Raw genomic sequence first — 25,250 nt, 5'->3', positions numbered from 1 at the left:
TCAGTGTTTAAAATGTTAAGTTAATATTCATAGCATAAAATTTTGTTGGAGGTGTTTGTCCAAAACCTCCTAGTCCTTGTCCAATTTCTGGATCATTATAGCGTCTGTTTTCTCTAGGTAAAACATTTACTAAGTTTCTTCCACTAACTCCTAATGATAAACCTTGAATAAAGGTCTTTTCAAGATACTTTGCAGGTACAGTATATCCTATAGAAATTTCTCTAAGTTTAAACGCTGTAGCATCTAAGATGAAATTTTCATCTACACCAGTAAAATCACCACTTTGAACAAAAGATTGGTACTGTGCATATGGAGTTGGTCCACCATAAGAAGGACCAGTTAATACGGTTGTATTGTCTGTTCCTGTTCCTTGTACTGTTGAATTAGGAAAGATAAAATGTCCTCTTCCATTTTCAGCAGTAATAAATGAACGACCTTGACCAGTTAGGTTATTAAAAATTGGAGAATAAAATACATGACCTGTTCTGAAATCGGCTGTAGCAGATAATCTAAACCCTTTGTACTTAAATTCAGTTGCGAAATTTAATATATAATCTGGAGTTGTAGTTCCTAGAATTTTTAAAGGATCCGATTGAGGCACACCATTGGCATCTACAATCACACGTCCTTGATCATCTCTCTGGTAAGCACTACCTTGAATTACTGGAAATTCTTGACCTTCAATTGCGTAAAGATTTGGTAAACCTCCTGCAAATATTGGAAGTGAATTAGAATCATCAGAAACTTTTACAACCGTTGTTTTCGATGTACTAAATCCAATATTACCATTCCATTCAAAGTCTTCTGTTTTGATAGGTGTAAACCCTAAATCAATTTCAAAGGCATCTGTTTCGGTTTTACCAATATTAACGATAGACGATGTAGCACCAGAAGAACTAGACACTGCTGTATTTAATATTTGATCGGTATTAGTATAAAAAGAAGCGGAAGCGTCAAGTGTAAGTCTTGGTTTACCACCTCTATTTAAAAACTCTAAATTAAGATTGGTTTCAAAAGTAGAAACAAATTCTGGTTTAATACCTGCAACGGCAGTTCCAGTTGGGCTTAAAAATGAGTTAACACCACCTGCAAACGGGAATCCTGCACCTTGAACACCTATTTCGAATAATCTATGCGGTGTTAATGCTCCAACATTACCAACTCTTACATAACCAGCAGAAACTTTTGCTCTATGTAAAATATCGCTCTTAATTTCTGGGAACGCTTTTGTTGGTATAAATGATGCACCAATTGATGGATAGAAGAAGAATGTATCATCTACTGTTGGTGATTCTAATACAGAGTTCCATTCACCTCTACCTGTTAAGTTTAGGAATAAGAAATCTTTATAGCTTAAATCAATATTAGCAAATATTGCATTTTGCCTAGAGATTGTTCTATTATCTGTAATTTGAATACCACTTGAAATGTTACTCGCTGTATACAATCCAGGAATTGTAAGATCATTACCTTGAGTATCTAAGAAGTATGTTTTTCTTTCAGTAAAGTTAACACCTAATAATGATTTCATTTCTATATCATCTGTAAGGGTGTAGTTGAAATTATTAATGAAATCCACATAAAATCTACTAGATCTACCACCTTGTAATTGTAACGCCGATTGTATATTTCTACCATCACCTGTAATTGTGAATGTTGCGGTATAAGCGTTAGTGTAATCTGTAAAGTCATAACTCGAATTAACGGCATTGGCTCTGATTAAAGAACTAATGTTATCGTTAAATTGATAAGAAATTTCACCACTTAAATCACTTGTAAACTGTCTTGTAGATCGTCTCGAATTATTTTGAATCCAGTATGGACTATCGCCAAAAGCTGTCCAGTGATCGCCATTATCACCTGAGCTGAATGTTTCAATATCAACATCACTAGGTAATTGTGATAAGTTACCATATAATGTACCACCAGAATAGCCAGATACAACATCTGTTCTTTCTTTAATAAACCTAGCAATACCACTTACTGATAATTTACCAAAAGTTTTACCTGCATTAAGGTTAAAGAAATCCTTTACGTACTCATCATCAGGAATAATACCTTCAGTTTGTCTTTTGTTACCAGAGAAAGTGAAGTAACCTTCAGCATCACCACCACTTACAGTAACTGTATTTTGTAGCGTAATACCTGTGTCAAAGAATGGTCTTATATTCTCTTTCTTAAATTCATAAACTTCATCTCTAAAATCTGTGAATGTTGGGAAAGGTAATCCTACGGGTTGAATAGAACCATCATATTCTGGTCCCCAAGATCCTTGATCAATAGCATCTATTTCTCCCCAATATCCTTTACCGTAACGATCTTGAAGCTGAGGTAAAAAAGCAATATCTTCAAAAGTAACTGATGAGTTAACACCAACGGTTACTTTTCCACCTTCTTTAGTTCCTTTTTTTGTTGTGACAACAATAACACCGTTACCACCTCTAGAACCGTATAATGCTGCACCATTAGGTCCTTTTAATATTGTGACGTTATCGATGATGTCTGGATCTAAATTAGAAAAGATCGTTGCCGATGAAATCACATTGTCAATTACTACAAGCGCCGCATTATCTCCAGATAAAGATTTTGTACCTCTTAATCGTATTTGAGTGTTAGGCGTCACACCAGTATTGATGGTGTTAATTTGTAAACCAGAAACTTTACCAGCAAGAGCTTGTACGGCATCTGGGTTGTTGGCAGCGTTAATCTCGTCTGCTTTTAAATTTTCATAGGCTGTGGTAATTTCATCAGGTTTTCTTTTAATACCTACAGCAGTTACAATAACTTCGTCTAAAGATTCAGCATCTTCTAACATTGTTACATTAATGACATTAGGATCACCTACTGTGATTTCCTGAGTTTTTAAACCGACGTATGAAAACACCAAGATAGCTCCTACATTGGCATTTACATTATAATTTCCGTCAAAGTCTGTTTGTGTTCCGGTTGTCGTTCCCTTTATTAAAACATTAACTCCGGGAATTGGCAAACCGGTATTGTCTACGACAGTTCCGGAAATGGTTTTTTCTTGTGCTAACGTAAGTTGCACAGCTAACAGCAATAAAAGCGTCAGCACTTTACTAAGCGTTATTTTCATATTGTTGATTTGATTAAAATTGGTCTAGCCCAAATTTCATAATAAAAAGCTAAAGAAACAATCAATCCGTGAGAAAATTTTGATTTTTTTTAAGAATTCATTCAAATTAGAATTGAGTTGTTAAACTTAAATGAATTTTTGAGTCCGATAATCTGAATTTTCTTTGCTCTGTTTTTCCACTAGTATAGTTAAATCGAAACAAGCCTGCTTTGGTGAGTAATCCGAATCCGAATCCGAATCCGAAAAGTTTTTCTTTTTGATTTGAAATCTGATTTTCGAAGTAGGCAGCATCTATTACAGAATGCACATAAATGGTAGAGTTTAACTTATATCTGTATTCCGTATTAAGTACGGCATATAAATTTGCAATGAGACTATTTTCTTCAAAACCACGAATAGAATTAATACCTCCAAATCTGGGTAATTCATTTTCTAAATAAGTATCTGATACCAAGTAATTGGCATTTATTCTTCCGTAGAAACTATTCTTATCGTTAAGATTGAAAATCTTAAACGTATTAATATAAAAATTAGATTGCTCTTCGTCAAAAGTCTCGTAAGACCGATTTCCAAAACTAGAAGATACATCGAATAAGAAGTTTATTGGGAATAAACGATCGTAATGTTGTCGTTTAGTAAATGTATAATTAATAAGGTATTGATTAGAGTCATAATCGGTAATTGATGCTGTTGGAATGTCTAATAAATCTGTTGATGTCACCGATTGAATTCCTGCTGAAATTATATGTTTACTATTAATTTGATAATTTATTTTTGCTGTTTGACTTACCGTTAGGAAGGAGGAGTCTCTTTTGAAAATATTTAGATTTAGATCCAGTCCTACTGGCGAATTAAATATATAAGGAGTTGTTAGTTTTAAATCAAACGTTTGTTGATCATTTTCGTCACTTTTATATAGAAGTTTTAAAGACTCTCCATAATTAAGATTATTAGTAAGGTTTAAATCGAGGTACCCATCAAATTCAATTTTATTGGTGGACTCATTGGTTCCAAAACCTAAAAAACCATCAAATGTATTACTTCTAGCTTTTTCTATATACATATATAATATGGTAGAGTCTTGAGTAAAAAGCACTTCAGGGTCTTTAATTTGATTTGCAAACACCAAATCATTTAAGACCGCCGTTTTGTCTTTTATGTTTGCTAAACTAAAAACTTCATTTGTTTTAATTTTCAAGTAACGGTTAAGAAAGGATTTTGGAAACTTTTCATAGCCTTTAATAATAATTTTATCTGTAGTTCTTGATTTAGGTTCAGAAACAGATAGTTCTCCAGACAGCGTATACTTATCAATCTTTTTTATATCCTTAATTATTAAGGAACTAAACGGATTGCCGCGATTGGCTATTTCCGTATTAATCATTTGTAACGTGCTTTCGAGATTTGCAATTGGAATAACAAGCGCATTCTCATCTAAAAAATCTGTAAGTTTTAAAATGGCAGGATCTACTAGGTTGTTATGAAAAACGGTAATCGTTTTGTATTTTGTTTTTAAACTGAAACTGGCAAGATATGAGGAGTCGTTCTGCTTTTTTAAATGAAGTAATTCGTTTTCTATATACCCTATTTGTGTTAGCTTTTTTTGAAGTTGTTTGACTTCGCTTTCTAAAGACAGATAATCACTAAAGGTTTTTTTATATCCTAAAGAATCAATGGTTTTGGTTTCTTTTTCGGTGTTGCCAACTGAGCTTAAATATAAATTTTGAGCACACAATTTTGTTGACCATAATATATATAGGAGTAATAATAAAGGACTAATTTTTCTCAGCATCAATAGAAATATTCTTCAAATCTAACGGAAATATATCAGTAAAAATATCCACGAATGAAAATAAATTAAGAAACTTTCTAAAATTAATCGTTGTGGATTTGAATTATTGATATTTATTTCTACCTTTGCAGCCCTCTAAGGAGAGGGTTTAATAAAAAATATATAGTAATATATGCCAACAATTTCACAATTAGTACGAAAAGGAAGAGCCAAAATAACTAAGAAGAGTAAATCGGCTGCTCTAGATTCGTGTCCACAAAGACGTGGTGTGTGTACTCGTGTTTACACGACGACGCCTAAGAAACCAAACTCAGCAATGCGTAAGGTAGCAAGGGTTCGTTTAACAAACGGAAACGAGGTTAATGCATACATCGGCGGTGAAGGACACAATTTACAAGAGCACTCGATAGTATTAGTTAGAGGTGGAAGGGTAAAAGATTTGCCAGGAGTTAGATATCACATCGTTCGTGGTGCCTTAGACACAGCAGGTGTTGCAGGTAGAACACAACGTAGATCTAAGTATGGAGCAAAACGCCCTAAGAAGTAATTTAAAACTTTAAGAAGAAGACATGAGAAAAAGAGCAGCAAAAAAGAGACCGCTTTTACCAGATCCAAAATTTAACGACCAGTTAGTAACTCGTTTCGTTAATATGATGATGTGGGATGGAAAGAAGTCTATCGCTTTTAAAGTATTCTATGATGCAATTGATATCGTAGAATCAAAGAAAACTGACGATGAAAAAACAGCGTTAGAGACTTGGAAAGATGCTTTATCTAACGTTATGCCTCACGTAGAAGTACGTAGTCGTAGAGTTGGTGGAGCTACATTTCAAATTCCAATGCAAATTCGTCCAGACCGTAAAGTTTCAACTGCAATGAAGTGGTTGATTGGATACGCAAGAAAAAGAAATGAAAAATCTATGCCTCAAAAATTAGCAGCTGAAATTTTAGCAGCAGCTAAAGAAGAAGGAGCGGCTGTTAAAAAGAGAGTTGATACTCATAAAATGGCAGAAGCAAACAAGGCATTCTCTCACTTTAGATTTTAATTAACGACATGGCAAGAGATTTAAAATTTACAAGAAATATAGGTATTGCTGCACATATTGATGCAGGAAAAACTACTACAACAGAGCGTATTCTTTATTATACAGGTGTTTCTCACAAAATTGGTGAAGTACATGATGGTGCTGCAACAATGGACTGGATGGAGCAAGAGCAAGAAAGAGGTATTACAATTACTTCTGCTGCTACAACTTGTACTTGGAATTTCCCAATGGAGAATGGACAACCAACTCCTGATACAAAAGGATACCACTTCAATATTATTGATACTCCTGGTCACGTTGATTTTACCGTAGAGGTGAATCGTTCATTACGTGTATTAGATGGTTTAGTATTCTTATTTAGTGCAGTTGATGGTGTTGAGCCACAATCTGAAACTAACTGGAGACTAGCTGATAACTATAAAGTTCCTAGAATTGGTTTTGTTAACAAAATGGACCGTCAAGGATCTAATTTCCTTGCTGTTTGTCAGCAGGTAAAAGATATGTTAAAATCAAATGCAGTGCCAATTGTATTAAACATTGGTGATGAAGCAGATTTTAAAGGTATCATTGATTTAGTAAAAAATAGAGCTATCGTATGGCATGATGAAACTCAAGGGGCAACTTTTGATGTTATTGACATTCCAGAAGATATGAAAGAAGAAGCTCGTAAGTATCGTGCACTTTTAATCGAAGAAGTTGCGGGTTATGATGAGAATCTTTTAGAAAAATTCATGGAAGATGAAGATTCTATTACAGAAGACGAAGTGCACGCTGCACTTAGAGCTGCTGTTATGGATATGTCTATTATTCCTATGATTTGTGGTTCTGCTTTTAAAAATAAAGGTGTACAGTTCTTATTAGATGCTGTGTGTCGTTACTTGCCTTCTCCAACAGATAAAGAAGGTATTATAGGTACAGATCCTAATTCAGGTGAAGAGATTTTACGTAAGCCAGATGTAAAAGAGCCTTTTGCGGCTTTAGCATTTAAGATTGCTACAGATCCTTATGTTGGTCGTTTAGCATTCTTTAGAGCATATTCAGGTCGTTTAGATGCTGGTTCATATATCTTGAACAATCGTTCAGGTAAGAAAGAGCGTATCTCTCGTATCTACCAAATGCACTCTAATAAACAAAATGCTATCGATTTTATCGAAGCAGGAGATATTGGAGCAGCAGTAGGATTTAAAGATATCAAGACTGGTGATACTATGTCTGATGAAAAAAATCCTATCGTTTTAGAATCTATGGATTTCCCAGATCCAGTAATTGGTATTGCTGTGGAGCCTAAGACTAAAGCAGATGTTGATAAATTAGGTATGGCTTTGGCTAAATTATCTGAAGAAGATCCAACATTTACGGCTAGAACAGATGAGGCTTCAGGACAGACAATTATTTCTGGAATGGGTGAGCTTCACTTAGATATTATTGTAGATCGTTTGAAGCGTGAGTTTAAGGTTGAAGTTAACCAAGGACAGCCTCAAGTAGAGTACAAGGAAGCTATTACACAACGTGCAGAACACAGAGAGGTTTATAAGAAGCAATCTGGTGGACGTGGTAAATTTGCCGATATTGTATTTACATTAGAACCTGCAGATGAAGGAACTGTTGGATTACAGTTTGAGTCTTTAATTAAAGGTGGTAATGTTCCTAAAGAATTTATCCCATCTATTGAGAAAGGATTTAAAATGGCAATGGTTAATGGACCATTAGCAGGATACGAAGTTGATTCAATGAAAGTAACATTAACTGATGGTTCTTACCATGATGTGGATTCTGATCAATTATCGTTCGAATTAGCAGCAAAACTTGGATTTAAAAATTCAGCAAAAGCGGCTAAAGCAGTAATCATGGAACCAATCATGAAACTTGAAGTTATTACTCCAGAAGAAAATATGGGTGATATCGTAGGTGACTTAAACCGTCGTCGTGGTCAAGTAAGTGATATGGGAGATAGAGCTGGTGCAAAAACTGTAAAAGCTACTGTGCCATTATCTGAAATGTTCGGTTATGTTACAACATTAAGAACATTATCTTCAGGTCGTGCAACATCAACAATGGAATTTTCACATTATGCTGAAACTCCTTCTAACATTTCAGAAGAAGTAATCAAAGCAGCTAAAGGCGTAGAAGCTTAAAACTAAAAGAAAATGAGTCAGAAAATTAGAATAAAATTAAAGTCTTACGATCATAATTTAGTTGACAAGTCTGCTGATAAGATTGTAAAAACAGTAAAAAGTACTGGTGCTGTTGTAACTGGACCAATTCCATTACCAACACACAAAAAGATTTTCACTGTATTACGTTCACCACACGTAAACAAGAAGTCAAGAGAACAATTTCAATTATCATCTTACAAGAGATTATTGGATATCTATTCTTCATCTTCTAAAACAATTGATGCCTTAATGAAACTTGAATTGCCAAGTGGAGTTGAAGTAGAGATTAAAGTGTAATGAACTTATTCCACAATGGTGGAAAGAACATGTCCGGAGCTGCGTGCGAAGGAAAAACGGTAAAAATACAATTCAAGGTCGAATGTATTTTCGGCCTTGAATTTTAATAAATACTAATAATAAATAAATTAATAATTATGTCTGGGTTAATAGGAAGAAAAATCGGTATGACCAGCATTTTCGATGAAAATGGAAAGAATATTCCATGTACAGTAATCGAAGCTGGACCATGTATCGTTACCCAAGTCAGAACCGAAGAGGTCGACGGGTACAATGCCCTTCAACTTGGTTTCGATGACAAGACTGAGAAAAGTGCTACTAAAGCTGAAATTGGCCATGCCAAAAAAGCCGGTACTTCTGTTAAAGTTAAAGTCGCGGAATTTCAAGGATTTGAAGGAGATTACAAATTAGGTGATGCAATAACAGTAGAGCACTTTATAGAAGGTGAGTATGTTGATGTTGCTGGTACATCAAAAGGTAAAGGTTTTCAAGGTGTTGTTAAGCGCCATGGATTTGCTGGAGTTGGTCAAGCAACGCATGGTCAACATAACCGTTTAAGAGCTCCTGGTTCTATTGGTGCTGCTTCATATCCTGCGAGAGTATTCAAAGGAATGAAAATGGCCGGAAGAATGGGTGGCGAAAGAGTGAATGTTGAAAATTTAAGAGTATATAAAGTAGTTCCAGAAAAGAACTTACTTGTAGTTAAAGGATGTGTTCCAGGACACAAAAACTCTTATGTAATTATTCAGAAGTAATGAAAGTAGCAGTTTTAGATATAAACGGAAAAGACACAGGTAGAAAGGTAGACCTTTCTAAAGATGTGTTTGCTATAGAGCCTAATAATCATGCAGTATACTTAGATGTTAAGCAATATCTTGCTAACCAACGTCAAGGAACGCATAAGGCTAAAGAAAGAGCAGAAATTACAGGAAGTACACGTAAGATTAAAAAACAAAAAGGTACAGGTACTGCGAGAGCAGGTAGTATCAAATCTGGTGTATTTAAAGGTGGTGGACGTATGTTCGGACCAAGACCTAGAAACTACAGTTTTAAACTGAACAAAAACCTGAAACGTTTAGCACGTAAATCAGCGTTAACAATGAAAGCAAATGATAAAGATATCGTTGTTTTGGAAGATTTCAATTTTGATGCGCCAAAGACGAAAAACTTTACAGCTGTATTAAAAGCACTAGACATACAAGATAAAAAATCTCTGTTTGTGTTGGGTGCGTCGAATAATAATGTATATTTGTCATCACGAAATTTTAAAGGCTCTGAAGTTGTAATGAACTCAGAATTAAGCACTTACAAAATTTTAAACGCAAATAAATTAGTTCTTTTAGAGAGTTCTTTAGAAGGAATTGAATCGAATTTAAGTAAATAAGAAGACAATGAGTATCTTAATTAAACCTATCATCACTGAAAAAGCAACAACTAATAGTGAGTTGAATAACTGCTTTACATTTCAAGTGAACACCAAGGCGAACAAGGTAGAAATCAAAAAAGCAGTAGAAGCTGCTTATGGTGTCTCTGTTGAAAAAGTTCGTACTATAAATGTCCGTCCAGATCGTAGTACTCGTTATACAAAAACAGGTATTCAACATGGTAAAACAAATGCTGTTAAAAAGGCAATTGTACAACTGGCGGAAGGTGAAGTAATTGATTTATACACTAACATGTAATTAGACAACAATGTCAGTAAGAAAATTAAAACCAATCACATCAGCTCAGCGATTTAGAGTAGTAAATGGATTTGACGCCATAACTACTGATAAGCCGGAAAAGAGTTTACTCGTTCCGAACAAAAGATCTGGTGGTAGAAACAGTCAAGGAAAAATGACCATGCGCCAAATTGGTGGAGGTCATAAGAGAAAGTATCGTATTATCGATTTTAAACGTAACAAAACAGGTGTTCCTGGTGAAGTTAAGTCTATCGAATATGATCCAAACAGAACAGCGTTTATCGCATTATTGAATTATCAAGATGGTGAGAAGCGTTACATCATTGCTCAAAATGGTTTACAAGTTGGGCAAAATGTAGTGTCTGGTAGAGAAGGAGTAGCGCCAGAAATTGGTAATGCTATGCCATTAAGTCAAATTCCATTAGGTACAATTATTTCTTGTATTGAGTTACGTCCTGGACAAGGGGCTGTAATGGCAAGAAGTGCTGGAGCGTTTGCTCAATTAATGGCAAGAGACGGTAAGTTTGCAACAGTAAAATTACCTTCTGGTGAGACAAGAATGATTCTTTCAGAATGTATGGCTACAATTGGAGTTATTTCTAACTCTGATCATCAATTAACTGTATCTGGTAAAGCAGGTAGAACAAGATGGTTAGGTAGAAGACCAAGAGTAAGACCAGTAGTAATGAATCCAGTTGATCACCCAATGGGTGGTGGTGAAGGTAAATCTTCCGGAGGACACCCTAGATCAAGAAATGGTATTCCAGCTAAAGGTTATAGAACACGTTCTAAGACGAAAGCGAGTAATAAGTATATTGTAGAACGTAGAAAGAAATAATTGAAATAATATGGCACGTTCATTAAAAAAAGGACCTTACATCCACTATAAATTGGCTAAAAAAGTAGAAGCTAATGTAGCAGCTAACAAAAAAACAGTTATCAAAACGTGGTCAAGAGCCTCAATGATTTCTCCAGATTTTGTTGGTCAAACTATTGCAGTTCACAACGGTCGTCAATTTGTACCAGTTTACGTAACAGAAAACATGGTAGGTCATAAATTAGGAGAATTTTCACCAACACGATCTTTTAGAGGTCACGCAGGTGCAAAAAATAAAGGAAAAAAATAGTAAGCTATGGGAAGTCGTAAAAAACAAATGGCAGACGCTATTAAGGAAGGCAGAAAAAACGTTGCATTTGCAAAGTTGAATAACTGCCCTACTTCACCAAGAAAAATGCGTTTAGTTGCAGACTTGGTAAGAGGAAAAGAAGCAGAGAAAGCACTACAAATCTTAAGATTTAGTTCAAAAGAAGCATCTCGTCGATTAGAGAAATTGTTGTTATCAGCAATTGCTAACTGGCAAGCAAAAAATGAAGATGCAGACATGGAAGAAGCAGATTTATTTGTGCAAGAGATTAGAGTAGATGGAGGATCTATGTTAAAGAGATTACGTCCAGCACCTCAAGGTCGTGCTCACAGAATTAGAAAAAGATCTAATCACGTAACAGTAGTGATTGGAGCTAAAAATAACACACAAGCTTAAATAGAGATATGGGACAAAAGACAAATCCAATCGGAAATCGTTTAGGAATTATCAGAGGATGGGAATCTAACTGGTATGGTGGAAATGATTATGGTGATAAACTTGCTGAAGATGATAAAATCAGAAAGTATATCCATGCTCGTTTATCGAAAGCTAGTGTATCTAGAGTTATCATTGAGCGTACGCTTAAACTTGTAACCGTTACTATCACTACTGCTAGACCTGGTATTATTATCGGTAAAGGTGGACAAGAGGTAGACAAGTTAAAAGAAGAGCTTAAGAAAATTACTGGAAAAGAAGTTCAGTTAAACATCTTTGAAATTAAGAGACCTGAACTTGATTCATATTTAGTAGCATCTAGTGTTGCTCGTCAAATTGAAAATCGTATTTCTTACAGACGTGCAATTAAAATGGCTATTGCTGCTGCTATGCGTATGAATGCTGAAGGAATAAAAATTCAGATTAGTGGTCGTTTAAACGGTGCTGAAATGGCACGTTCAGAACACTATAAAGAAGGACGTATTCCTTTATCTACATTTAGAGCTGATATTGACTATGCTTTAGTTGAAGCACATACTACTTATGGTAGATTAGGTGTTAAAGTATGGATCATGAAAGGTGAAGTGTACGGAAAAAGAGAACTTTCTCCATTAGTTGGCTTGTCTAAGAAGCAAGGTGGCAAGTCTGGAGGACGCGGTGGGAACAACAAATCTCGTCGTAGAAAGTAATTTTTAAAGAAAAAGTAATAAGATGTTACAACCTAAAAGAACAAAATTTCGTAAAGTCCAAAAAGGACGTATGAAAGGAAATACCGGAAGAGGACATATGCTTTCTAATGGTATGTTTGGAATAAAATCTTTAGATGCTAATTTCTTGACATCTCGTCAAATAGAAGCTGCGCGTATTGCTGCAACTCGTTATATGAAAAGAGAAGGTCAATTATGGATTAAAGTATTTCCAGACAAGCCAATTACAAAGAAACCATTAGAAGTACGTATGGGTAAAGGTAAAGGTGCTGTAGAATACTGGGTAGCTGTAGTAAAACCAGGAAGAATTATCTTCGAAGTTGGTGGAGTACCAATGGACGTTGCTAAGGAGGCTTTACGTTTAGCTGCACAGAAATTACCAGTAAAAACTAAGTTTTTAATCGCTAGAGATTACGAAGCATAATTTATTTGATATTATGAAACAATCAGAAATTAAAGAATTATCAGTAGCTGAGTTACAAGAGAAACTTGGTGAAACTAAAAAGAGTTATGCAGACCTTAAAATGGCACATGCAATCTCTCCATTAGATAACCCAATTCAGTTACGTAACGTAAGACGTTCAGTAGCAAGAATTGCAACAGAATTAACTAAAAGAGAAATACAATAATTGTATTCTGGCTGAAAGATGGAAAAAAGAAATTTAAGAAAAGAGCGTATAGGTGTTGTTACTAGCAACAAGATGCAAAAATCAATTGTTGTTGCTGAAGTTAAAAAAGTAAAACACCCTATGTACGGAAAGTTCGTTTTGAAAACAAAGAAATATGTTGCTCACGACGAAACAAACGATTGTAACATTGGAGATACTGTAAAGATCATGGAAACACGACCTATGAGTAAATCTAAATGTTGGAGATTAGTAGAAATAATTGAAAGAGCGAAGTAATTATGGTACAACAAGAATCAAGATTAAAAGTAGCTGATAACACAGGAGCAAAGGAAGTATTAACTATCCGTGTTCTAGGTGGTACAAAAAGAAGATACGCGTCTATTGGAGATAAAATTGTTGTCTCAGTTAAAGATGCTACTCCTAATGGAAACATTAAAAAAGGAGCAGTGTCAACAGCAGTAGTTGTTCGTACTAAAAAGGAAGTTAGACGTCCAGACGGATCTTATATTAGATTTGACGATAACGCTTGTGTACTTTTAAATCCAACAGGAGAAATGAGAGGAACACGTGTTTTTGGACCTGTAGCTAGAGAACTTCGTGATAGACAATTCATGAAAATTGTTTCATTAGCACCAGAAGTGCTTTAATGACTAATAAAATGACAAAGTTTAAAATTAAATCAGGAGATACTGTAAAAGTAATAGCTGGAGACCACAAAGGTACAGAAGGTAACGTACTTAAAGTATTAAAGGATAAAAACAAAGCCATCGTAGAAGGCGTGAACATGGTTAAGAAACATACAAAACCAAGTGCACAAAATCCTCAAGGTGGCATTGTAGAAAAAGAAGCACCAATTCATATGTCTAACCTATCGTTGTTAACCTCAAAGGGAGAAACAACAAGAGTAGGTTACAAAATGGAAGGTGACAAGAAAGTAAGATTTTCAACAAAATCAAATGAAGTAATATAGTTATGGCTTATATTCCAAGATTAAAACAAGAGTACAAGGACAAGGTTGTTTCTGCTCTTACAGAAGAATTCGGATATAAAAACGTAATGCAAGTTCCTAAACTTAAGAAGATTGTTATATCTAAAGGTGTGGGAGCTGCCGTTGCCGATAAGAAATTAATTGATCATGCTATTGATGAGTTAACAATGATATCTGGTCAAAAAGCTGTTGCTACAATGTCTAAAAAGGATGTTGCATCTTTCAAATTACGTAAAGGAATGCCAATTGGTGCCAGAGTAACTTTGAGAGGAGAGCAAATGTATGAGTTTTTAGATCGTTTAGTAACTTCTGCGTTACCACGAGTTAGAGATTTCAATGGTATCAAAGCTACAGGTTTTGATGGTAGAGGAAACTACAACTTAGGTGTTGTTGAACAAATTATCTTTCCAGAAATAAACATTGATAAAATCAATAAAATCTCTGGTATGGATATTTCTTTCGTAACATCTGCAGAAACAGATAAAGAAGCAAAATCGTTATTAACTGAAATGGGATTACCATTTCAAAAGAACTAAGATATGGCTAAAGAATCAATGAAAGCCCGTGAGGTAAAAAGAGCAAAAACAGTATCTAAATATGCTGAGAAACGTAAGGCTTTAAAAGAAGCTGGAGATTACGAAGCATTACAAAAGTTACCAAAAAATGCTTCTCCTATTAGAATGCACAACAGATGTAAACTAACAGGAAGACCAAAAGGGTACATGAGGACTTTCGGTATTTCACGTGTAACATTCCGTGAAATGGCAAACCAAGGTTTGATTCCAGGTGTTAAAAAAGCATCTTGGTAAACCAAATCGTTTTATCGCGATTATAAACAAGAATTATAAATTGGTTTTAGGTTCGGCAGAAAGTCGAAAACCATTACCGCAAATTAATATAAATGAATACAGATCCAATTGCTGATTACTTAACAAGAATCAGAAATGCTGTGAAGGCCAACCATAGAGTTGTTGAAATTCCTGCATCAAACTTAAAGAAAGAAATGACTAAAATATTATTCGATCAAGGATATGTTTTAAGTTATAAATTTGACGATTCAACTGTACAAGGGACAATTAAAATTGCCTTAAAGTACAACAAGGAAACTAAAGAATCGGTTATCAAAAAAATTCAAAGAATCAGTACACCAGGTTTACGTCAATATGCTGGCGCAAACGAAATGCCTAGAATCCTTAATGGTTTAGGTATTGCTATCGTGTCTACATCTAAAGGTGTAATTACAGGTAAGCAAGCACAGCGCGAAAATGTTGGTGGTGAATTATTGTGTTACGTTTACTAATTTAAAGCAGAAAGAGCAATGTCAAGAATAGGAAATAACCCAGTAGCAATTCCAGAAGGAGTTACAGTTGAAGTTAAAGACAACGTAATTACTGTAAAAGGTAAATTAGGAGAATTAACACAACCATACGACGCTGTTGAAGTTAAAGTTGAAGACGGAAACGTACTTGTAACACGTTCAGCAGATAACAAAGAACAAAAATCTAAACACGGTTTATACAGATCTTTAGTAAGCAACATGATTGATGGTGTTTCTAAAGGATGGACTAAAGAATTAGAACTTGTTGGTGTAGGTTACAGAGCATCTAACCAAGGTCAAAAATTAGACTTGGCTTTAGGATTCTCTCACAATATCGTTTTAGATATAGCACCAGAGGTTAAAATTGAGACCATTTCAGAAAAAGGTAAAAACCCAATAGTTAAATTAACATCTCACGATAAACAATTAGTTGGACAAGTTGCTGCGAAAATTCGCGGATTTAGAAAGCCAGAACCTTACAAAGGAAAAGGTGTTAAGTTTGTTGGTGAAGAATTAAGAAGAAAAGCAGGTAAATCAGCTTAAAAAATTAGTTATGGCATTAACAAAGAACGAAAGAAGACTAAGAATAAAAAGCAGAATACGTAAGGTAGTTTCTGGTACAGAAGCAAGACCGCGTTTAGCTGTTTACAGAAGTAATAAAGAAATTTATGCTCAAGTTGTTGATGATGTTACAGGTAAAACTTTAGCAGCATCATCTTCAAGAGATAAAGCAATAGCTTCTGAAAAAGGAACTAAAACAGAAATAGCTGCCTTAGTAGGTAAAGCTGTAGCTGAGAAAGCAATCAAAGCAGGTATCAATACCATTTCTTTTGATAGAGGAGGATACCAATATCACGGAAGAGTAAAATCATTAGCTGAAGGCGCAAGAGAAGGCGGACTTAAATTCTAAGACACTATGTATCAAAAATATAAAAACGCAGAATTAGTAAAACCAAGTGGAATTGATCTTAAAGATCGTTTAGTTGGTGTTCAAAGAGTTACTAAAGTAACAAAAGGTGGTAGAGCTTTCGGTTTTTCGGCGATCGTAGTGGTTGGTGATGAAGCTGGAGTTGTAGGACACGGTTTAGGGAAATCTAAAGATGTAGCAACTGCAATTGCAAAAGCTGTTGAAGATGCTAAGAAGAACTTAGTAAGAATTCCTATTATCAAAGGAACTTTACCTCACGAACAAAAAGGTAAATATGGTGGAGCAAGAGTAAATATCATTCCTGCTGCTCCTGGTACAGGTGTAATTGCTGGTGGAGCTGTGAGAACAGTTTTAGAAGCAGTTGGTATACATGACGTATTATCAAAATCTCAAGGATCTTCTAACCCTCATAACGTAGTAAAAGCAACTTTTGATGCTTTGTTACAATTAAGAGATGCAAATACAATTGCTAGAGATAGAGGAATTTCACTTGAAAAAGTGTTTAACGGTTAATCAATAGGACGATGGCAAAGATTAAAGTAACAAAAGTAAAAAGCGCAATAAATCGTACGCAAAATCAGAAGAGAACTTTAGAAGCTCTTGGATTGAATAAAATTGGTCAAACCAAAGTACATGATGCGTCTCCAAGTATTCTTGGAATGGTAAGTAAAGTTTCACATTTAGTTTCTGTTGAAGAAACAAAATAATAATATAAGATGAACTTAAGTAATTTAAAACCAGCAGAAGGTTCTGTAAAGAATCAAGGTAAAAGAGTAGGTCGAGGACAAGGTTCTGGAAAAGGTGGTACGGCAACACGTGGTCACAAAGGAGCGAAGTCTCGTTCTGGATACTCTAAGAAATTAGGTTTCGAAGGTGGTCAAATGCCTCTTCAAAGACGAGTTCCTAAATTTGGATTCAAAAATATTAATCGTGTAGAATATCAAGGTGTAAACTTAGATACGTTACAAGAGTTAGTAGATAACAAGAAAATAAAGGATGCAGTTGATTTTCAAACTTTAGTTGATCTAGGTTTGGCGGGAAAGAATGAATTAGTAAAAATTCTTGGTCGTGGTGAATTAAAATCAAAATTAACAGTAACTGCTCATAAATTTACGGCGACGGCAAAAGCTGCTATTGAAGCTGCAGGAGGAGAAGCTGTAACTTTATAAGAACACTTTAGTATGAAAATTATAAATACATTAAAAAATGTTTGGAAAATAACAGAGTTAAAAGACAGAATCATTCTTACGCTTGGTCTGCTTTTAGTTTACCGTTTTGGTGCTCAGGTTGTTTTACCAGGTATTGATGCAACTCAACTTGGAGGTTTGCAAGATGGTGCAGATGGTGGGATATTAGGAATTCTTAATATGTTTACTGGTGGTGCCTTCGCAAACGCTTCTGTTTTTGCATTGGGTATTATGCCTTACATTTCAGCTTCTATTGTTGTACAATTAATGGGAATTGCGATTCCTTATTTACAGAAACTTCAAAAAGAAGGTGCAAGTGGGCAAAAGAAGATTACACAAATTACACGTTGGTTAACCATTATTATTTGCTTGTTCCAAGCACCTGGATATTTGGCTAGTTTACAACCTGCATTTGGTATTCCTTCTTCAGCATTCTTATTAGGTACAGGACCAACGTTCTATATATCGTCAGTAATCATTTTGGTAACTGGTTGTATATTCGCTATGTGGTTAGGAGAGAAGATTACAGATAAAGGTATTGGTAATGGTATTTCATTATTAATTATGGTGGGTATTATCGCTACTTTACCTCAATCATTCTTACAAAATGCATCAGCTAGATTAGATGGTGGTGGAAATGGTGGATTAATGATGATCTTAATCGAACTAGTAGTTTGGTTTGTAATCATTTTAGCATCGATAATGTTAGTTATGGCAGTGCGTAAGATTGCTGTACAATATGCAAGAAGAACGGCTTCTGGTGGTTACGAGAAAAATGTGTTTGGTAATAGACAATTTTTACCATTAAAATTGAATGCATCAGGTGTAATGCCAATTATCTTTGCTCAAGCAATTATGTTTGTACCAAGTTTAATTGGAAAATCATTTGGAGCTTCTAGTGAAGTAGGACAATGGATGCAAGCCGAGTTTGGTAATCCTTTTGGATTATGGTATAATGTTGTATTTGCATTATTAATTATCATTTTTACATATTTCTATACTGCAATCACAGTTCCAACGAACAAGATGGCAGATGATTTAAAAAGAAGTGGTGGATTTATTCCAGGAATTAGACCTGGAACTGAAACATCTGAATATTTAGATAAAGTAATGTCGCAAATTACATTACCGGGCTCTATTTTCTTAGCATTGATAGCTGTGTTCCCAGCAATTATTGTAAAGATTATGGGTGTTCAAGGTGGATGGGCATTATTCTTTGGTGGCACATCGCTACTAATTATGGTTGGAGTTGCAATAGATACAATGCAGCAAGTGAATTCATATCTGTTGAATAAACATTATGATGGCTTGATGAAGACAGGTAAAAACAGAAAAGCAGTAGCTTAAATGTAATACTAATTTAGAGGGTAACCTTCGGAAAAATTTTAGGCAAGGTATTTGCTAATCCAAGGTTAAACACTAAAATATATAATATGGCAAAACAAGCAGCAATAGAACAAGACGGATCAATCATAGAAGCATTGTCAAATGCGATGTTCCGAGTTGAACTAGAAAACGGTCACATTGTGACAGCACACATTTCGGGTAAAATGCGTATGCATTACATTAAGTTGTTACCTGGAGATAAAGTAAAATTAGAAATGAGCCCGTACGATTTAACAAAGGCTCGCATAACTTATAGATACTAAAACCATGAAGGTAAGAGCATCCATTAAAAAAAGAAGCGCAGACTGTAAATTAGTCCGCAGAAAAGGTAGACTTTACGTCATTAACAAAAAGAATCCTAGATTCAAACAAAGACAAGGGTAATTATGGCAAGAATTGCAGGTGTAGACATACCAAAACAGAAAAGAGGAGTAATCTCTTTAACTTATATCTACGGAGTAGGTAGAAGTAGAGCACAAGAAATTTTAGCAACGGCTAAAGTAGACGAAAGCATCAAAGTACAAGATTGGACAGATGAGCAAATTGGAGCAATCCGTGACGCTGTTGGATCTTATACCATTGAAGGTGAATTACGTTCTGAAACACAATTAAACATTAAGCGATTAATGGATATTGGATGTTACAGAGGTATACGTCATAGAGCTGGACTTCCATTAAGAGGTCAGAGAACAAAAAACAACTCTAGAACTAGAAAAGGTAGAAGAAAAACTGTTGCTAACAAGAAAAAAGCAACTAAATAATAAATAGACATTAGTCATTAGTTTTAACCGTTAGAGGAATCTGTTTGAAATAGTAATGTTTAGGATTCTAAAAACAAAAAAACTAACAACTAGAAACTGAAAAATATGGCAAAGTCAAGTACAAAAAAACGTAAAGTCATTGTAGATGCTGTAGGTGAAGCGCATGTAGCTGCATCTTTTAACAACATCATCATCTCTTTAACAAACAAAAAAGGTGACGTAATTTCATGGTCATCAGCTGGTAAAATGGGATTTAGAGGTTCTAAGAAGAACACCCCTTACGCTGCTCAATTAGCTGCAGAAGACGCTGCTGGAGTTGCTAAAGAAGCTGGACTTAAGAAAGTTAAAGTTTACGTAAAAGGTCCTGGAAATGGTAGAGAATCTGCTATTAGATCTATCCACAATTCTGGAATTGAAGTAACAGAAATTATCGATGTTACTCCATTACCACACAATGGATGTAGACCTCCAAAAAGAAGAAGAGTATAATTTATATACATACTAAATGAATATCAACTGTTTTTAATGGTTGATATTCATTTTTTATATGTAAATTTGCAAACTGAAAAATAACAAACAAGTATCAACGAGAGATCAACGGTTGTCGAAGGATAAGATTAAGACCTTAATTCACAAACACTCTCAAAACAAATTTAAAAATGGCAAGATATACTGGTCCTAAAACTAAAATAGCTCGAAAATTTGGCGAAGCTATATTTGGAGATGATAAAGCTTTCGAAAAAAGAAACTATCCTCCAGGTCAACATGGTGCTAATAAGCGTCGTGGAAAAAAATCTGAATACGCTATCCAATTAATGGAAAAGCAAAAAGCTAAGTACACTTATGGTATCTTAGAAAAGCAATTCAGAAACATGTTCAAAAAAGCAACTGCTGCTCAAGGTATTACAGGTGAAGTTTTACTTCAATTGTGTGAATCTCGTTTAGATAATGTTGCATACAGAATGGGATTGTCTCCATCTCGTAGTGGAGCTAGACAATTAGTATCTCACAGACATATCACTGTTAACGGAGGTATCGTAAACATTCCATCTTACCAATTAAAAGCTGGTGATGTTGTTGCGGTTAGAGAAAAATCTAAATCGTTAGAATCTATTCAAAATTCATTAGCTAATTCTAGTAATGTATATGAGTGGATTACTTGGAATAATGATACAAAACAAGGAACTTATGTTTCTGTTCCTGAAAGAATTCAAATTCCAGAAAATATCAACGAACAATACATCGTCGAATTATACTCTAAATAATAAATTAATCATATTGGTATTTAGCCAAAGGGTTTATTGGCCTTCTTCAAACCTCTAAACCGCGCAACTGAATAACAATTAAAACGAAGAATACATGGCAATATTAAATTTTCAGAAGCCCGACAAAGTAATCATGATTGATTCTACTGAGTTTGAAGGTAAATTCGAATTTAGACCTTTAGAACCAGGTTATGGACTAACAGTAGGTAATGCTTTAAGAAGAGTTTTATTATCTTCTTTAGAAGGCTTCGCTATTACATCAGTTAGAATTGAAGGTGTAGACCACGAATTCTCTACTATTGCAGGTGTGGTAGAAGACGTTACAGAAATGATTTTGAACTTAAAACAAGTTAACTTCAAACGTCAAATTGACGAGGTTGATAATGAATCTGTTTCAATTTCTATCTCTGGACAAAATCAAATTACAGCAGGTGATTTTCAAAAATTCATCTCTGGATTCCAAGTATTAAATAAAGACTTAGTGATCTGTAACTTAGATCCTAAAGTTAATATTAACATGGAAATTACAATTGAAAAAGGAAGAGGTTATGTTCCTGCTGAAGAAAATAAAAAGGCTTCTGCACCAATTGGAACCATCTTTACAGATTCAATTTATACACCAATAAAAAATGTTAAATATAGCATTGAAAACTTCCGTGTTGAGCAAAAAACCGATTACGAAAAATTAGTTTTTGAAATCATTACAGATGGGTCTATTCATCCAAAAGATGCGTTAACTGAGGCTGCTAAGATTTTAATTCACCACTTCATGTTATTCTCTGATGAGCGTATCACTCTTGAAGCTGATGAAATTGCTCAAACTGAAACTTATGATGAAGAATCACTTCACATGAGACAGTTGCTTAAAACTAAATTAGTTGATATGGACTTATCGGTTCGTGCACTAAACTGTTTAAAGGCTGCAGAGGTAGATACTTTAGGAGACTTAGTATCATTCAATAAAAATGACTTAATGAAGTTCCGTAACTTTGGTAAGAAATCTTTAACAGAGCTTGAAGAGCTTGTAAATGTTAAAGGTCTTAACTTCGGAATGGATTTAGCAAAATACAAATTAGATAAAGATTAAATTATAATAATCATATTTTGCTCCTCTGAAAATGAGTTTGGAAGCAAGATGATAAATAGAAAGTCATGAGACACGGAAAGAAATTTAACCATTTAGGAAGGCAAACTGCTCATAGAAAAGCAATGTTAGCTAATATGGCATGTTCGTTAATCGAACATAAACGCATCAACACTACTGTTGCTAAAGCAAAAGCGTTAAAGCAATTTGTTGAGCCAATGATTACTAAATCAAAGGAAGATACAACTCATAACAGACGTATCGTTATGTCTAGATTAAGACAAAAAGATGCTGTTACTGAATTATTCAGAGATGTAGCTGTAAAAGTAGGAGATCGTCCAGGTGGTTATACTAGAATCATCAAATTAGGAAACAGACTTGGTGATAATGCTGATATGGCAATGATAGAGTTAGTAGATTACAACGAAATCTACAACGCTGGTAAGAAAGAGAAGAAAACTACTAGAAGAAGTAGAAGAGGAGGCTCTAAACCAGCTGCGGCTCCAGTTGAAACGAAAGCAACTAACGAAGAAGAATAAATGTTAATAAGCATTTAATATATAAAGGATAATCTATTTTAGATTATCCTTTTTTTTATGCAATTTTGTAAAACTTTTCTAAAAAAATGATATACCAAAAACGTAAAAAAGCCTTAATCCTTCTTGCAGATGGAACGATTTTTCATGGAAAATCAATAGGCAAAGAAGGAACTGCCTTTGGTGAAGTTTGCTTCAACACAGGAACAACAGGATACCAAGAAATTTTTACTGACCCTTCATACTATGGTCAGTTAATGGTAACCACTAATGCTCATATAGGTAATTATGGAACCCAATCTGAAGAAATAGAATCTGATTCTATTAAAATTGCTGGGCTCATATGTAAAAACTTCAGTTTTGAATATTCTCGACCAGCAGGCGACAAGTCGCTCGAAGAGTTTTTAAATGATAATAACCTCTTAGCTATTTCAGATGTGGATACTAGAGCCTTGGTGAGTCATATAAGAGATCATGGAGCAATGAATGCGGTAATCTCTACAGAGGTGGATGATATTGACGGATTGAAAAAACAACTAGCTCAAGTTCCAAGTATGGAAGGTTTAGAGTTGGCATCTCAAGTATCTACAAAGGAACCGTATTACTTTGGAGACGAAAATGCTACCTATAAAATTGCTGCATTAGACATTGGTATTAAAAAGAATATATTACGAAACTTAGCCAAGCGAGATGCTTACATTAAAGTGTTTCCTTATAATTCTAAGTTTGAAGACCTAGAAGCGTTTCAACCCGACGGTTACTTCTTATCAAATGGACCAGGAGATCCAGAACCGTTGGTAGAAGCTCAGGCTGTTGCCAAAGAAATTATAAGCAGAGATTTACCACTATTTGGTATTTGTCTGGGACATCAAGTGATTGCTCTAGCTAATGGAATTTCAACTTATAAAATGCATAATGGACATAGAGGAATTAACCATCCTGTAAAGAATCTTGTAACTACTAAAGGCGAAATTACATCGCAAAATCATGGATTTGCTATTAATCGAGAAGAAACTGAAAAGCATCCCGATATAGAAATTACACACGTACATCTTAATGATCATACTGTTGCCGGAATCAAAATGAAAAATAAGAATTGTTTTTCGGTACAATACCACCCAGAAGCCAGCCCTGGGCCAAATGATTCAACATATTTGTTTGATACCTTTATTGAAAACATAAAAAACAACTAATGCAGAATTGGCAATGAATTTTAAATTTCGTTGCCAATCTTGTTTTACGAAAACATTATCGTTGAGATATAATGTAAATCTGCTTTATATAAGCAGCTATTAGACCAACAATTTCGTAAATTTGAAACTTAAAATAACAACAACATAAATTAGATATAATGAGCATTATAATTAATATTCATGCAAGACAAATTTTAGATTCTAGAGGAAATCCAACAATTGAAGTGGATGTCGTTACCGAAAACGGAATGATGGGAAGAGCAGCAGTTCCTTCTGGTGCTTCGACTGGTGAACATGAAGCCGTTGAATTGAGAGATGGTGGCGATACTTATATGGGAAAAGGAGTTTCCAAAGCTGTTAATAACGTCAATACGATAATTGCTCAAGAACTATTAGGAGAATCTGTATTTGACCAAAATAGAATAGATCAATTAATGATAGATTTAGATGGTACGCCTAATAAATCTAAATTAGGAGCTAACGCAATCTTAGGCGTATCTCTGGCTGCTGCAAAAGCTGCTGCAGGTGAGTTGGGAATGCCTTTATATCGATACGTAGGAGGTGTATCTGCCAACACGCTACCTGTACCAATGATGAATATCATTAATGGAGGTTCACACAGTGATGCTCCAATAGCATTTCAAGAATTTATGGTAATGCCAGTAAAGGCCAAGAATTTTACTCACGCCATGCAAATGGGAACCGAAATCTTTCATCATCTTAAAAAGGTGTTACATGATAGAGGTTTAAGTACAGCTGTTGGTGACGAAGGTGGTTTTGCACCAAACTTAGAAGGAGGAACTGAAGATGCCTTGGATACTATTGCTAAAGCTGTATCTAATGCTGGATATACTTTAGGTGATGACGTTATGATTGCATTAGATTGCGCTGCTGCCGAGTTCTATAAAGATGGTAAATATGATTATACCATCTTTGAAGGAGATTCTGGACAAGTACGCTCTAGTAAAGAACAAGCCGATTATTTAGCCGAATTGGCCAATAATTATCCTATCATTTCTATTGAAGATGGTATGGACGAAAATGATTGGGAAGGCTGGAAATATCTTACCGAAAGAATTGGTGATAAAGTACAATTAGTAGGAGATGATTTATTCGTAACGAATGTAGAACGTCTATCTCGTGGTATTGAAAATGGTATCGCTAATTCTATCTTAATTAAAGTCAACCAGATTGGGACTTTAACTGAAACGATTTCTGCAGTGAATATGGCTCATAATGCTGGTTATACATCTGTTATGTCTCATCGTTCTGGTGAAACAGAAGATAATACTATTGCAGATTTGGCTGTAGCCTTAAATACCGGACAAATTAAAACAGGGTCTGCTTCTCGTAGTGATCGAATGGCAAAATACAACCAGTTATTACGTATTGAAGAAGAACTTGATGAAGTCGCTTATTACCCTCAAGAAAAAGCATTCAAGGTGAAATAAGGCCTATTTTCAAAAGCATATTAAACAAGCCAGTATAATTTTATTACTGGCTTTTTTTTGTATCTTCAAGTACTTATTGAAGACTATTATACCATCAAATAGTAGAATAGACCTTATTTGATGTTCAAGGAGGAAAAGCTCAAGATGTGATGATTTCAGAAACATAT

Annotated in this window: 36 protein-coding genes; 34 read left to right on the top strand and 2 right to left on the bottom strand. The window is 34.8% G+C overall.

Annotation, left to right across the window (positions count from 1 at the left end):
• Positions 1 to 7 precede the first annotated feature (7 nt).
• Entirely contained in the window at positions 8 to 3,097 is a 3,090-nt protein-coding gene (locus Q0893_RS15670) for a SusC/RagA family TonB-linked outer membrane protein (protein ID WP_298903639.1), read from the bottom strand.
• A gap of 106 nt (positions 3,098 to 3,203) precedes the next feature.
• On the bottom strand, positions 3,204 to 4,889 hold the full coding sequence (locus Q0893_RS15665; RefSeq protein ID WP_299277356.1) for a BamA/TamA family outer membrane protein: 1,686 nt from the start codon (positions 4,887 to 4,889) through the stop codon (positions 3,204 to 3,206).
• Between the two features lie 172 nt (positions 4,890 to 5,061).
• On the opposite strand from Q0893_RS15665, the gene rpsL reads away from it, so the two are divergent.
• The 34 genes from rpsL to eno all read left to right on the top strand — a co-directional run bounded on the left by rpsL (position 5,062) and on the right by eno (position 25,083).
• Complete coding sequence (rpsL, locus tag Q0893_RS15660) at positions 5,062 to 5,436, top strand: 30S ribosomal protein S12 (protein WP_008269190.1); 375 nt, start codon at positions 5,062 to 5,064, stop codon at positions 5,434 to 5,436.
• 22 nt (positions 5,437 to 5,458) lie between these two features.
• On the top strand, positions 5,459 to 5,935 hold the full coding sequence (gene rpsG, locus Q0893_RS15655) for a 30S ribosomal protein S7 (protein WP_298903637.1): 477 nt from the start codon (positions 5,459 to 5,461) through the stop codon (positions 5,933 to 5,935).
• A gap of 8 nt (positions 5,936 to 5,943) precedes the next feature.
• Positions 5,944 to 8,070 carry an elongation factor G gene (fusA, locus tag Q0893_RS15650; protein ID WP_298903636.1) on the top strand — a complete coding sequence of 709 codons (2,127 nt, stop codon included), beginning with the start codon at positions 5,944 to 5,946 and terminating at the stop codon, positions 8,068 to 8,070.
• A 12-nt stretch (positions 8,071 to 8,082) separates the two neighbouring features.
• Complete coding sequence (rpsJ, locus tag Q0893_RS15645; RefSeq protein ID WP_007650482.1) at positions 8,083 to 8,388, top strand: 30S ribosomal protein S10; 306 nt, start codon at positions 8,083 to 8,085, stop codon at positions 8,386 to 8,388.
• A 137-nt stretch (positions 8,389 to 8,525) separates the two neighbouring features.
• Positions 8,526 to 9,143, top strand: a complete 618-nt coding sequence (gene rplC, locus Q0893_RS15640; protein ID WP_298903635.1) for a 50S ribosomal protein L3 — start codon at positions 8,526 to 8,528, stop codon at positions 9,141 to 9,143.
• Positions 9,143 to 9,772, top strand: a complete 630-nt coding sequence (gene rplD, locus Q0893_RS15635) for a 50S ribosomal protein L4 (RefSeq protein ID WP_298903634.1) — start codon at positions 9,143 to 9,145, stop codon at positions 9,770 to 9,772. Before rplC ends, rplD begins: the two co-directional genes overlap by 1 nt.
• A gap of 7 nt (positions 9,773 to 9,779) precedes the next feature.
• The gene (gene rplW / locus Q0893_RS15630; RefSeq protein WP_204346315.1) at positions 9,780 to 10,070 is read left to right on the top strand and encodes a 50S ribosomal protein L23; all 291 of its coding nucleotides are present in this window, start codon (positions 9,780 to 9,782) and stop codon (positions 10,068 to 10,070) included.
• 10 nt (positions 10,071 to 10,080) lie between these two features.
• Positions 10,081 to 10,908: a 50S ribosomal protein L2 gene (gene rplB, locus Q0893_RS15625; protein ID WP_298903633.1), complete on the top strand. Its 828-nt coding sequence runs from the start codon at positions 10,081 to 10,083 to the stop codon at positions 10,906 to 10,908.
• A gap of 10 nt (positions 10,909 to 10,918) precedes the next feature.
• Positions 10,919 to 11,197 carry a 30S ribosomal protein S19 gene (gene rpsS / locus Q0893_RS15620; RefSeq protein ID WP_298760247.1) on the top strand — a complete coding sequence of 93 codons (279 nt, stop codon included), beginning with the start codon at positions 10,919 to 10,921 and terminating at the stop codon, positions 11,195 to 11,197.
• A gap of 6 nt (positions 11,198 to 11,203) precedes the next feature.
• Positions 11,204 to 11,611 carry a 50S ribosomal protein L22 gene (gene rplV / locus Q0893_RS15615; protein WP_298903632.1) on the top strand — a complete coding sequence of 136 codons (408 nt, stop codon included), beginning with the start codon at positions 11,204 to 11,206 and terminating at the stop codon, positions 11,609 to 11,611.
• Between the two features lie 8 nt (positions 11,612 to 11,619).
• On the top strand, positions 11,620 to 12,339 hold the full coding sequence (gene rpsC / locus Q0893_RS15610; RefSeq protein WP_298903631.1) for a 30S ribosomal protein S3: 720 nt from the start codon (positions 11,620 to 11,622) through the stop codon (positions 12,337 to 12,339).
• Between the two features lie 22 nt (positions 12,340 to 12,361).
• Positions 12,362 to 12,781 carry a 50S ribosomal protein L16 gene (rplP, locus tag Q0893_RS15605; RefSeq protein WP_298903630.1) on the top strand — a complete coding sequence of 140 codons (420 nt, stop codon included), beginning with the start codon at positions 12,362 to 12,364 and terminating at the stop codon, positions 12,779 to 12,781.
• 13 nt (positions 12,782 to 12,794) lie between these two features.
• Positions 12,795 to 12,986 carry a 50S ribosomal protein L29 gene (rpmC, locus tag Q0893_RS15600; RefSeq protein ID WP_040278737.1) on the top strand — a complete coding sequence of 64 codons (192 nt, stop codon included), beginning with the start codon at positions 12,795 to 12,797 and terminating at the stop codon, positions 12,984 to 12,986.
• 18 nt (positions 12,987 to 13,004) lie between these two features.
• Entirely contained in the window at positions 13,005 to 13,262 is a 258-nt protein-coding gene (rpsQ, locus tag Q0893_RS15595; RefSeq protein WP_087491761.1) for a 30S ribosomal protein S17, read from the top strand.
• A gap of 2 nt (positions 13,263 to 13,264) precedes the next feature.
• Positions 13,265 to 13,633: a 50S ribosomal protein L14 gene (gene rplN, locus Q0893_RS15590; RefSeq protein WP_028871112.1), complete on the top strand. Its 369-nt coding sequence runs from the start codon at positions 13,265 to 13,267 to the stop codon at positions 13,631 to 13,633.
• A gap of 11 nt (positions 13,634 to 13,644) precedes the next feature.
• The gene (gene rplX, locus Q0893_RS15585) at positions 13,645 to 13,956 is read left to right on the top strand and encodes a 50S ribosomal protein L24 (RefSeq protein WP_230936853.1); all 312 of its coding nucleotides are present in this window, start codon (positions 13,645 to 13,647) and stop codon (positions 13,954 to 13,956) included.
• A gap of 2 nt (positions 13,957 to 13,958) precedes the next feature.
• Positions 13,959 to 14,510 (top strand): 50S ribosomal protein L5, encoded by a 552-nt coding sequence (gene rplE / locus Q0893_RS15580; RefSeq protein WP_298903628.1) that lies wholly within the window; start codon positions 13,959 to 13,961, stop codon positions 14,508 to 14,510.
• A gap of 3 nt (positions 14,511 to 14,513) precedes the next feature.
• On the top strand, positions 14,514 to 14,783 hold the full coding sequence (rpsN, locus tag Q0893_RS15575; protein ID WP_299277340.1) for a 30S ribosomal protein S14: 270 nt from the start codon (positions 14,514 to 14,516) through the stop codon (positions 14,781 to 14,783).
• A 92-nt stretch (positions 14,784 to 14,875) separates the two neighbouring features.
• Entirely contained in the window at positions 14,876 to 15,274 is a 399-nt protein-coding gene (gene rpsH, locus Q0893_RS15570; RefSeq protein WP_298903627.1) for a 30S ribosomal protein S8, read from the top strand.
• An 18-nt stretch (positions 15,275 to 15,292) separates the two neighbouring features.
• Positions 15,293 to 15,835, top strand: coding sequence for a 50S ribosomal protein L6 (gene rplF / locus Q0893_RS15565; RefSeq protein ID WP_298903626.1), 543 nt, complete (start codon positions 15,293 to 15,295; stop codon positions 15,833 to 15,835).
• Between the two features lie 10 nt (positions 15,836 to 15,845).
• The gene (rplR, locus tag Q0893_RS15560; RefSeq protein WP_298903625.1) at positions 15,846 to 16,202 is read left to right on the top strand and encodes a 50S ribosomal protein L18; all 357 of its coding nucleotides are present in this window, start codon (positions 15,846 to 15,848) and stop codon (positions 16,200 to 16,202) included.
• Between the two features lie 6 nt (positions 16,203 to 16,208).
• Positions 16,209 to 16,733: a 30S ribosomal protein S5 gene (rpsE, locus tag Q0893_RS15555; protein ID WP_298903624.1), complete on the top strand. Its 525-nt coding sequence runs from the start codon at positions 16,209 to 16,211 to the stop codon at positions 16,731 to 16,733.
• A gap of 11 nt (positions 16,734 to 16,744) precedes the next feature.
• Complete coding sequence (rpmD, locus tag Q0893_RS15550) at positions 16,745 to 16,927, top strand: 50S ribosomal protein L30 (protein ID WP_298903623.1); 183 nt, start codon at positions 16,745 to 16,747, stop codon at positions 16,925 to 16,927.
• 9 nt (positions 16,928 to 16,936) lie between these two features.
• Positions 16,937 to 17,389 (top strand): 50S ribosomal protein L15, encoded by a 453-nt coding sequence (rplO, locus tag Q0893_RS15545; protein ID WP_298903622.1) that lies wholly within the window; start codon positions 16,937 to 16,939, stop codon positions 17,387 to 17,389.
• A gap of 12 nt (positions 17,390 to 17,401) precedes the next feature.
• Positions 17,402 to 18,754, top strand: coding sequence for a preprotein translocase subunit SecY (gene secY, locus Q0893_RS15540; RefSeq protein WP_298903621.1), 1,353 nt, complete (start codon positions 17,402 to 17,404; stop codon positions 18,752 to 18,754).
• Positions 18,755 to 18,840: 86 nt separating this feature from the next.
• Entirely contained in the window at positions 18,841 to 19,056 is a 216-nt protein-coding gene (gene infA / locus Q0893_RS15535) for a translation initiation factor IF-1 (protein ID WP_026753784.1), read from the top strand.
• 4 nt (positions 19,057 to 19,060) lie between these two features.
• Positions 19,061 to 19,177, top strand: a complete 117-nt coding sequence (gene ykgO, locus Q0893_RS15530) for a type B 50S ribosomal protein L36 (RefSeq protein ID WP_081990159.1) — start codon at positions 19,061 to 19,063, stop codon at positions 19,175 to 19,177.
• A 2-nt stretch (positions 19,178 to 19,179) separates the two neighbouring features.
• On the top strand, positions 19,180 to 19,554 hold the full coding sequence (rpsM, locus tag Q0893_RS15525) for a 30S ribosomal protein S13 (protein WP_230936862.1): 375 nt from the start codon (positions 19,180 to 19,182) through the stop codon (positions 19,552 to 19,554).
• 105 nt (positions 19,555 to 19,659) lie between these two features.
• Positions 19,660 to 20,043: a 30S ribosomal protein S11 gene (gene rpsK, locus Q0893_RS15520; RefSeq protein WP_298903620.1), complete on the top strand. Its 384-nt coding sequence runs from the start codon at positions 19,660 to 19,662 to the stop codon at positions 20,041 to 20,043.
• 170 nt (positions 20,044 to 20,213) lie between these two features.
• Complete coding sequence (gene rpsD, locus Q0893_RS15515) at positions 20,214 to 20,819, top strand: 30S ribosomal protein S4 (protein WP_298903619.1); 606 nt, start codon at positions 20,214 to 20,216, stop codon at positions 20,817 to 20,819.
• Between the two features lie 94 nt (positions 20,820 to 20,913).
• Positions 20,914 to 21,906: a DNA-directed RNA polymerase subunit alpha gene (locus Q0893_RS15510; RefSeq protein WP_298903618.1), complete on the top strand. Its 993-nt coding sequence runs from the start codon at positions 20,914 to 20,916 to the stop codon at positions 21,904 to 21,906.
• A gap of 65 nt (positions 21,907 to 21,971) precedes the next feature.
• On the top strand, positions 21,972 to 22,442 hold the full coding sequence (rplQ, locus tag Q0893_RS15505) for a 50S ribosomal protein L17 (protein ID WP_298903617.1): 471 nt from the start codon (positions 21,972 to 21,974) through the stop codon (positions 22,440 to 22,442).
• Positions 22,443 to 22,528: 86 nt separating this feature from the next.
• A complete protein-coding gene (gene carA, locus Q0893_RS15500; RefSeq protein WP_298903616.1) occupies positions 22,529 to 23,632 on the top strand; it encodes a glutamine-hydrolyzing carbamoyl-phosphate synthase small subunit in 1,104 nt (367 codons plus the stop codon).
• 158 nt (positions 23,633 to 23,790) lie between these two features.
• Complete coding sequence (gene eno / locus Q0893_RS15495; RefSeq protein ID WP_298903615.1) at positions 23,791 to 25,083, top strand: phosphopyruvate hydratase; 1,293 nt, start codon at positions 23,791 to 23,793, stop codon at positions 25,081 to 25,083.
• Positions 25,084 to 25,250 lie beyond the last annotated feature (167 nt).

It is taken from the genome of uncultured Psychroserpens sp., from assembly GCF_947494225.1.
Taxonomy (GTDB): Bacteria; Bacteroidota; Bacteroidia; order Flavobacteriales; family Flavobacteriaceae; genus Psychroserpens.
Note: the sequence above shows the minus strand (reverse complement) of the source record. Positions and strands in the feature narration are given on the sequence as shown.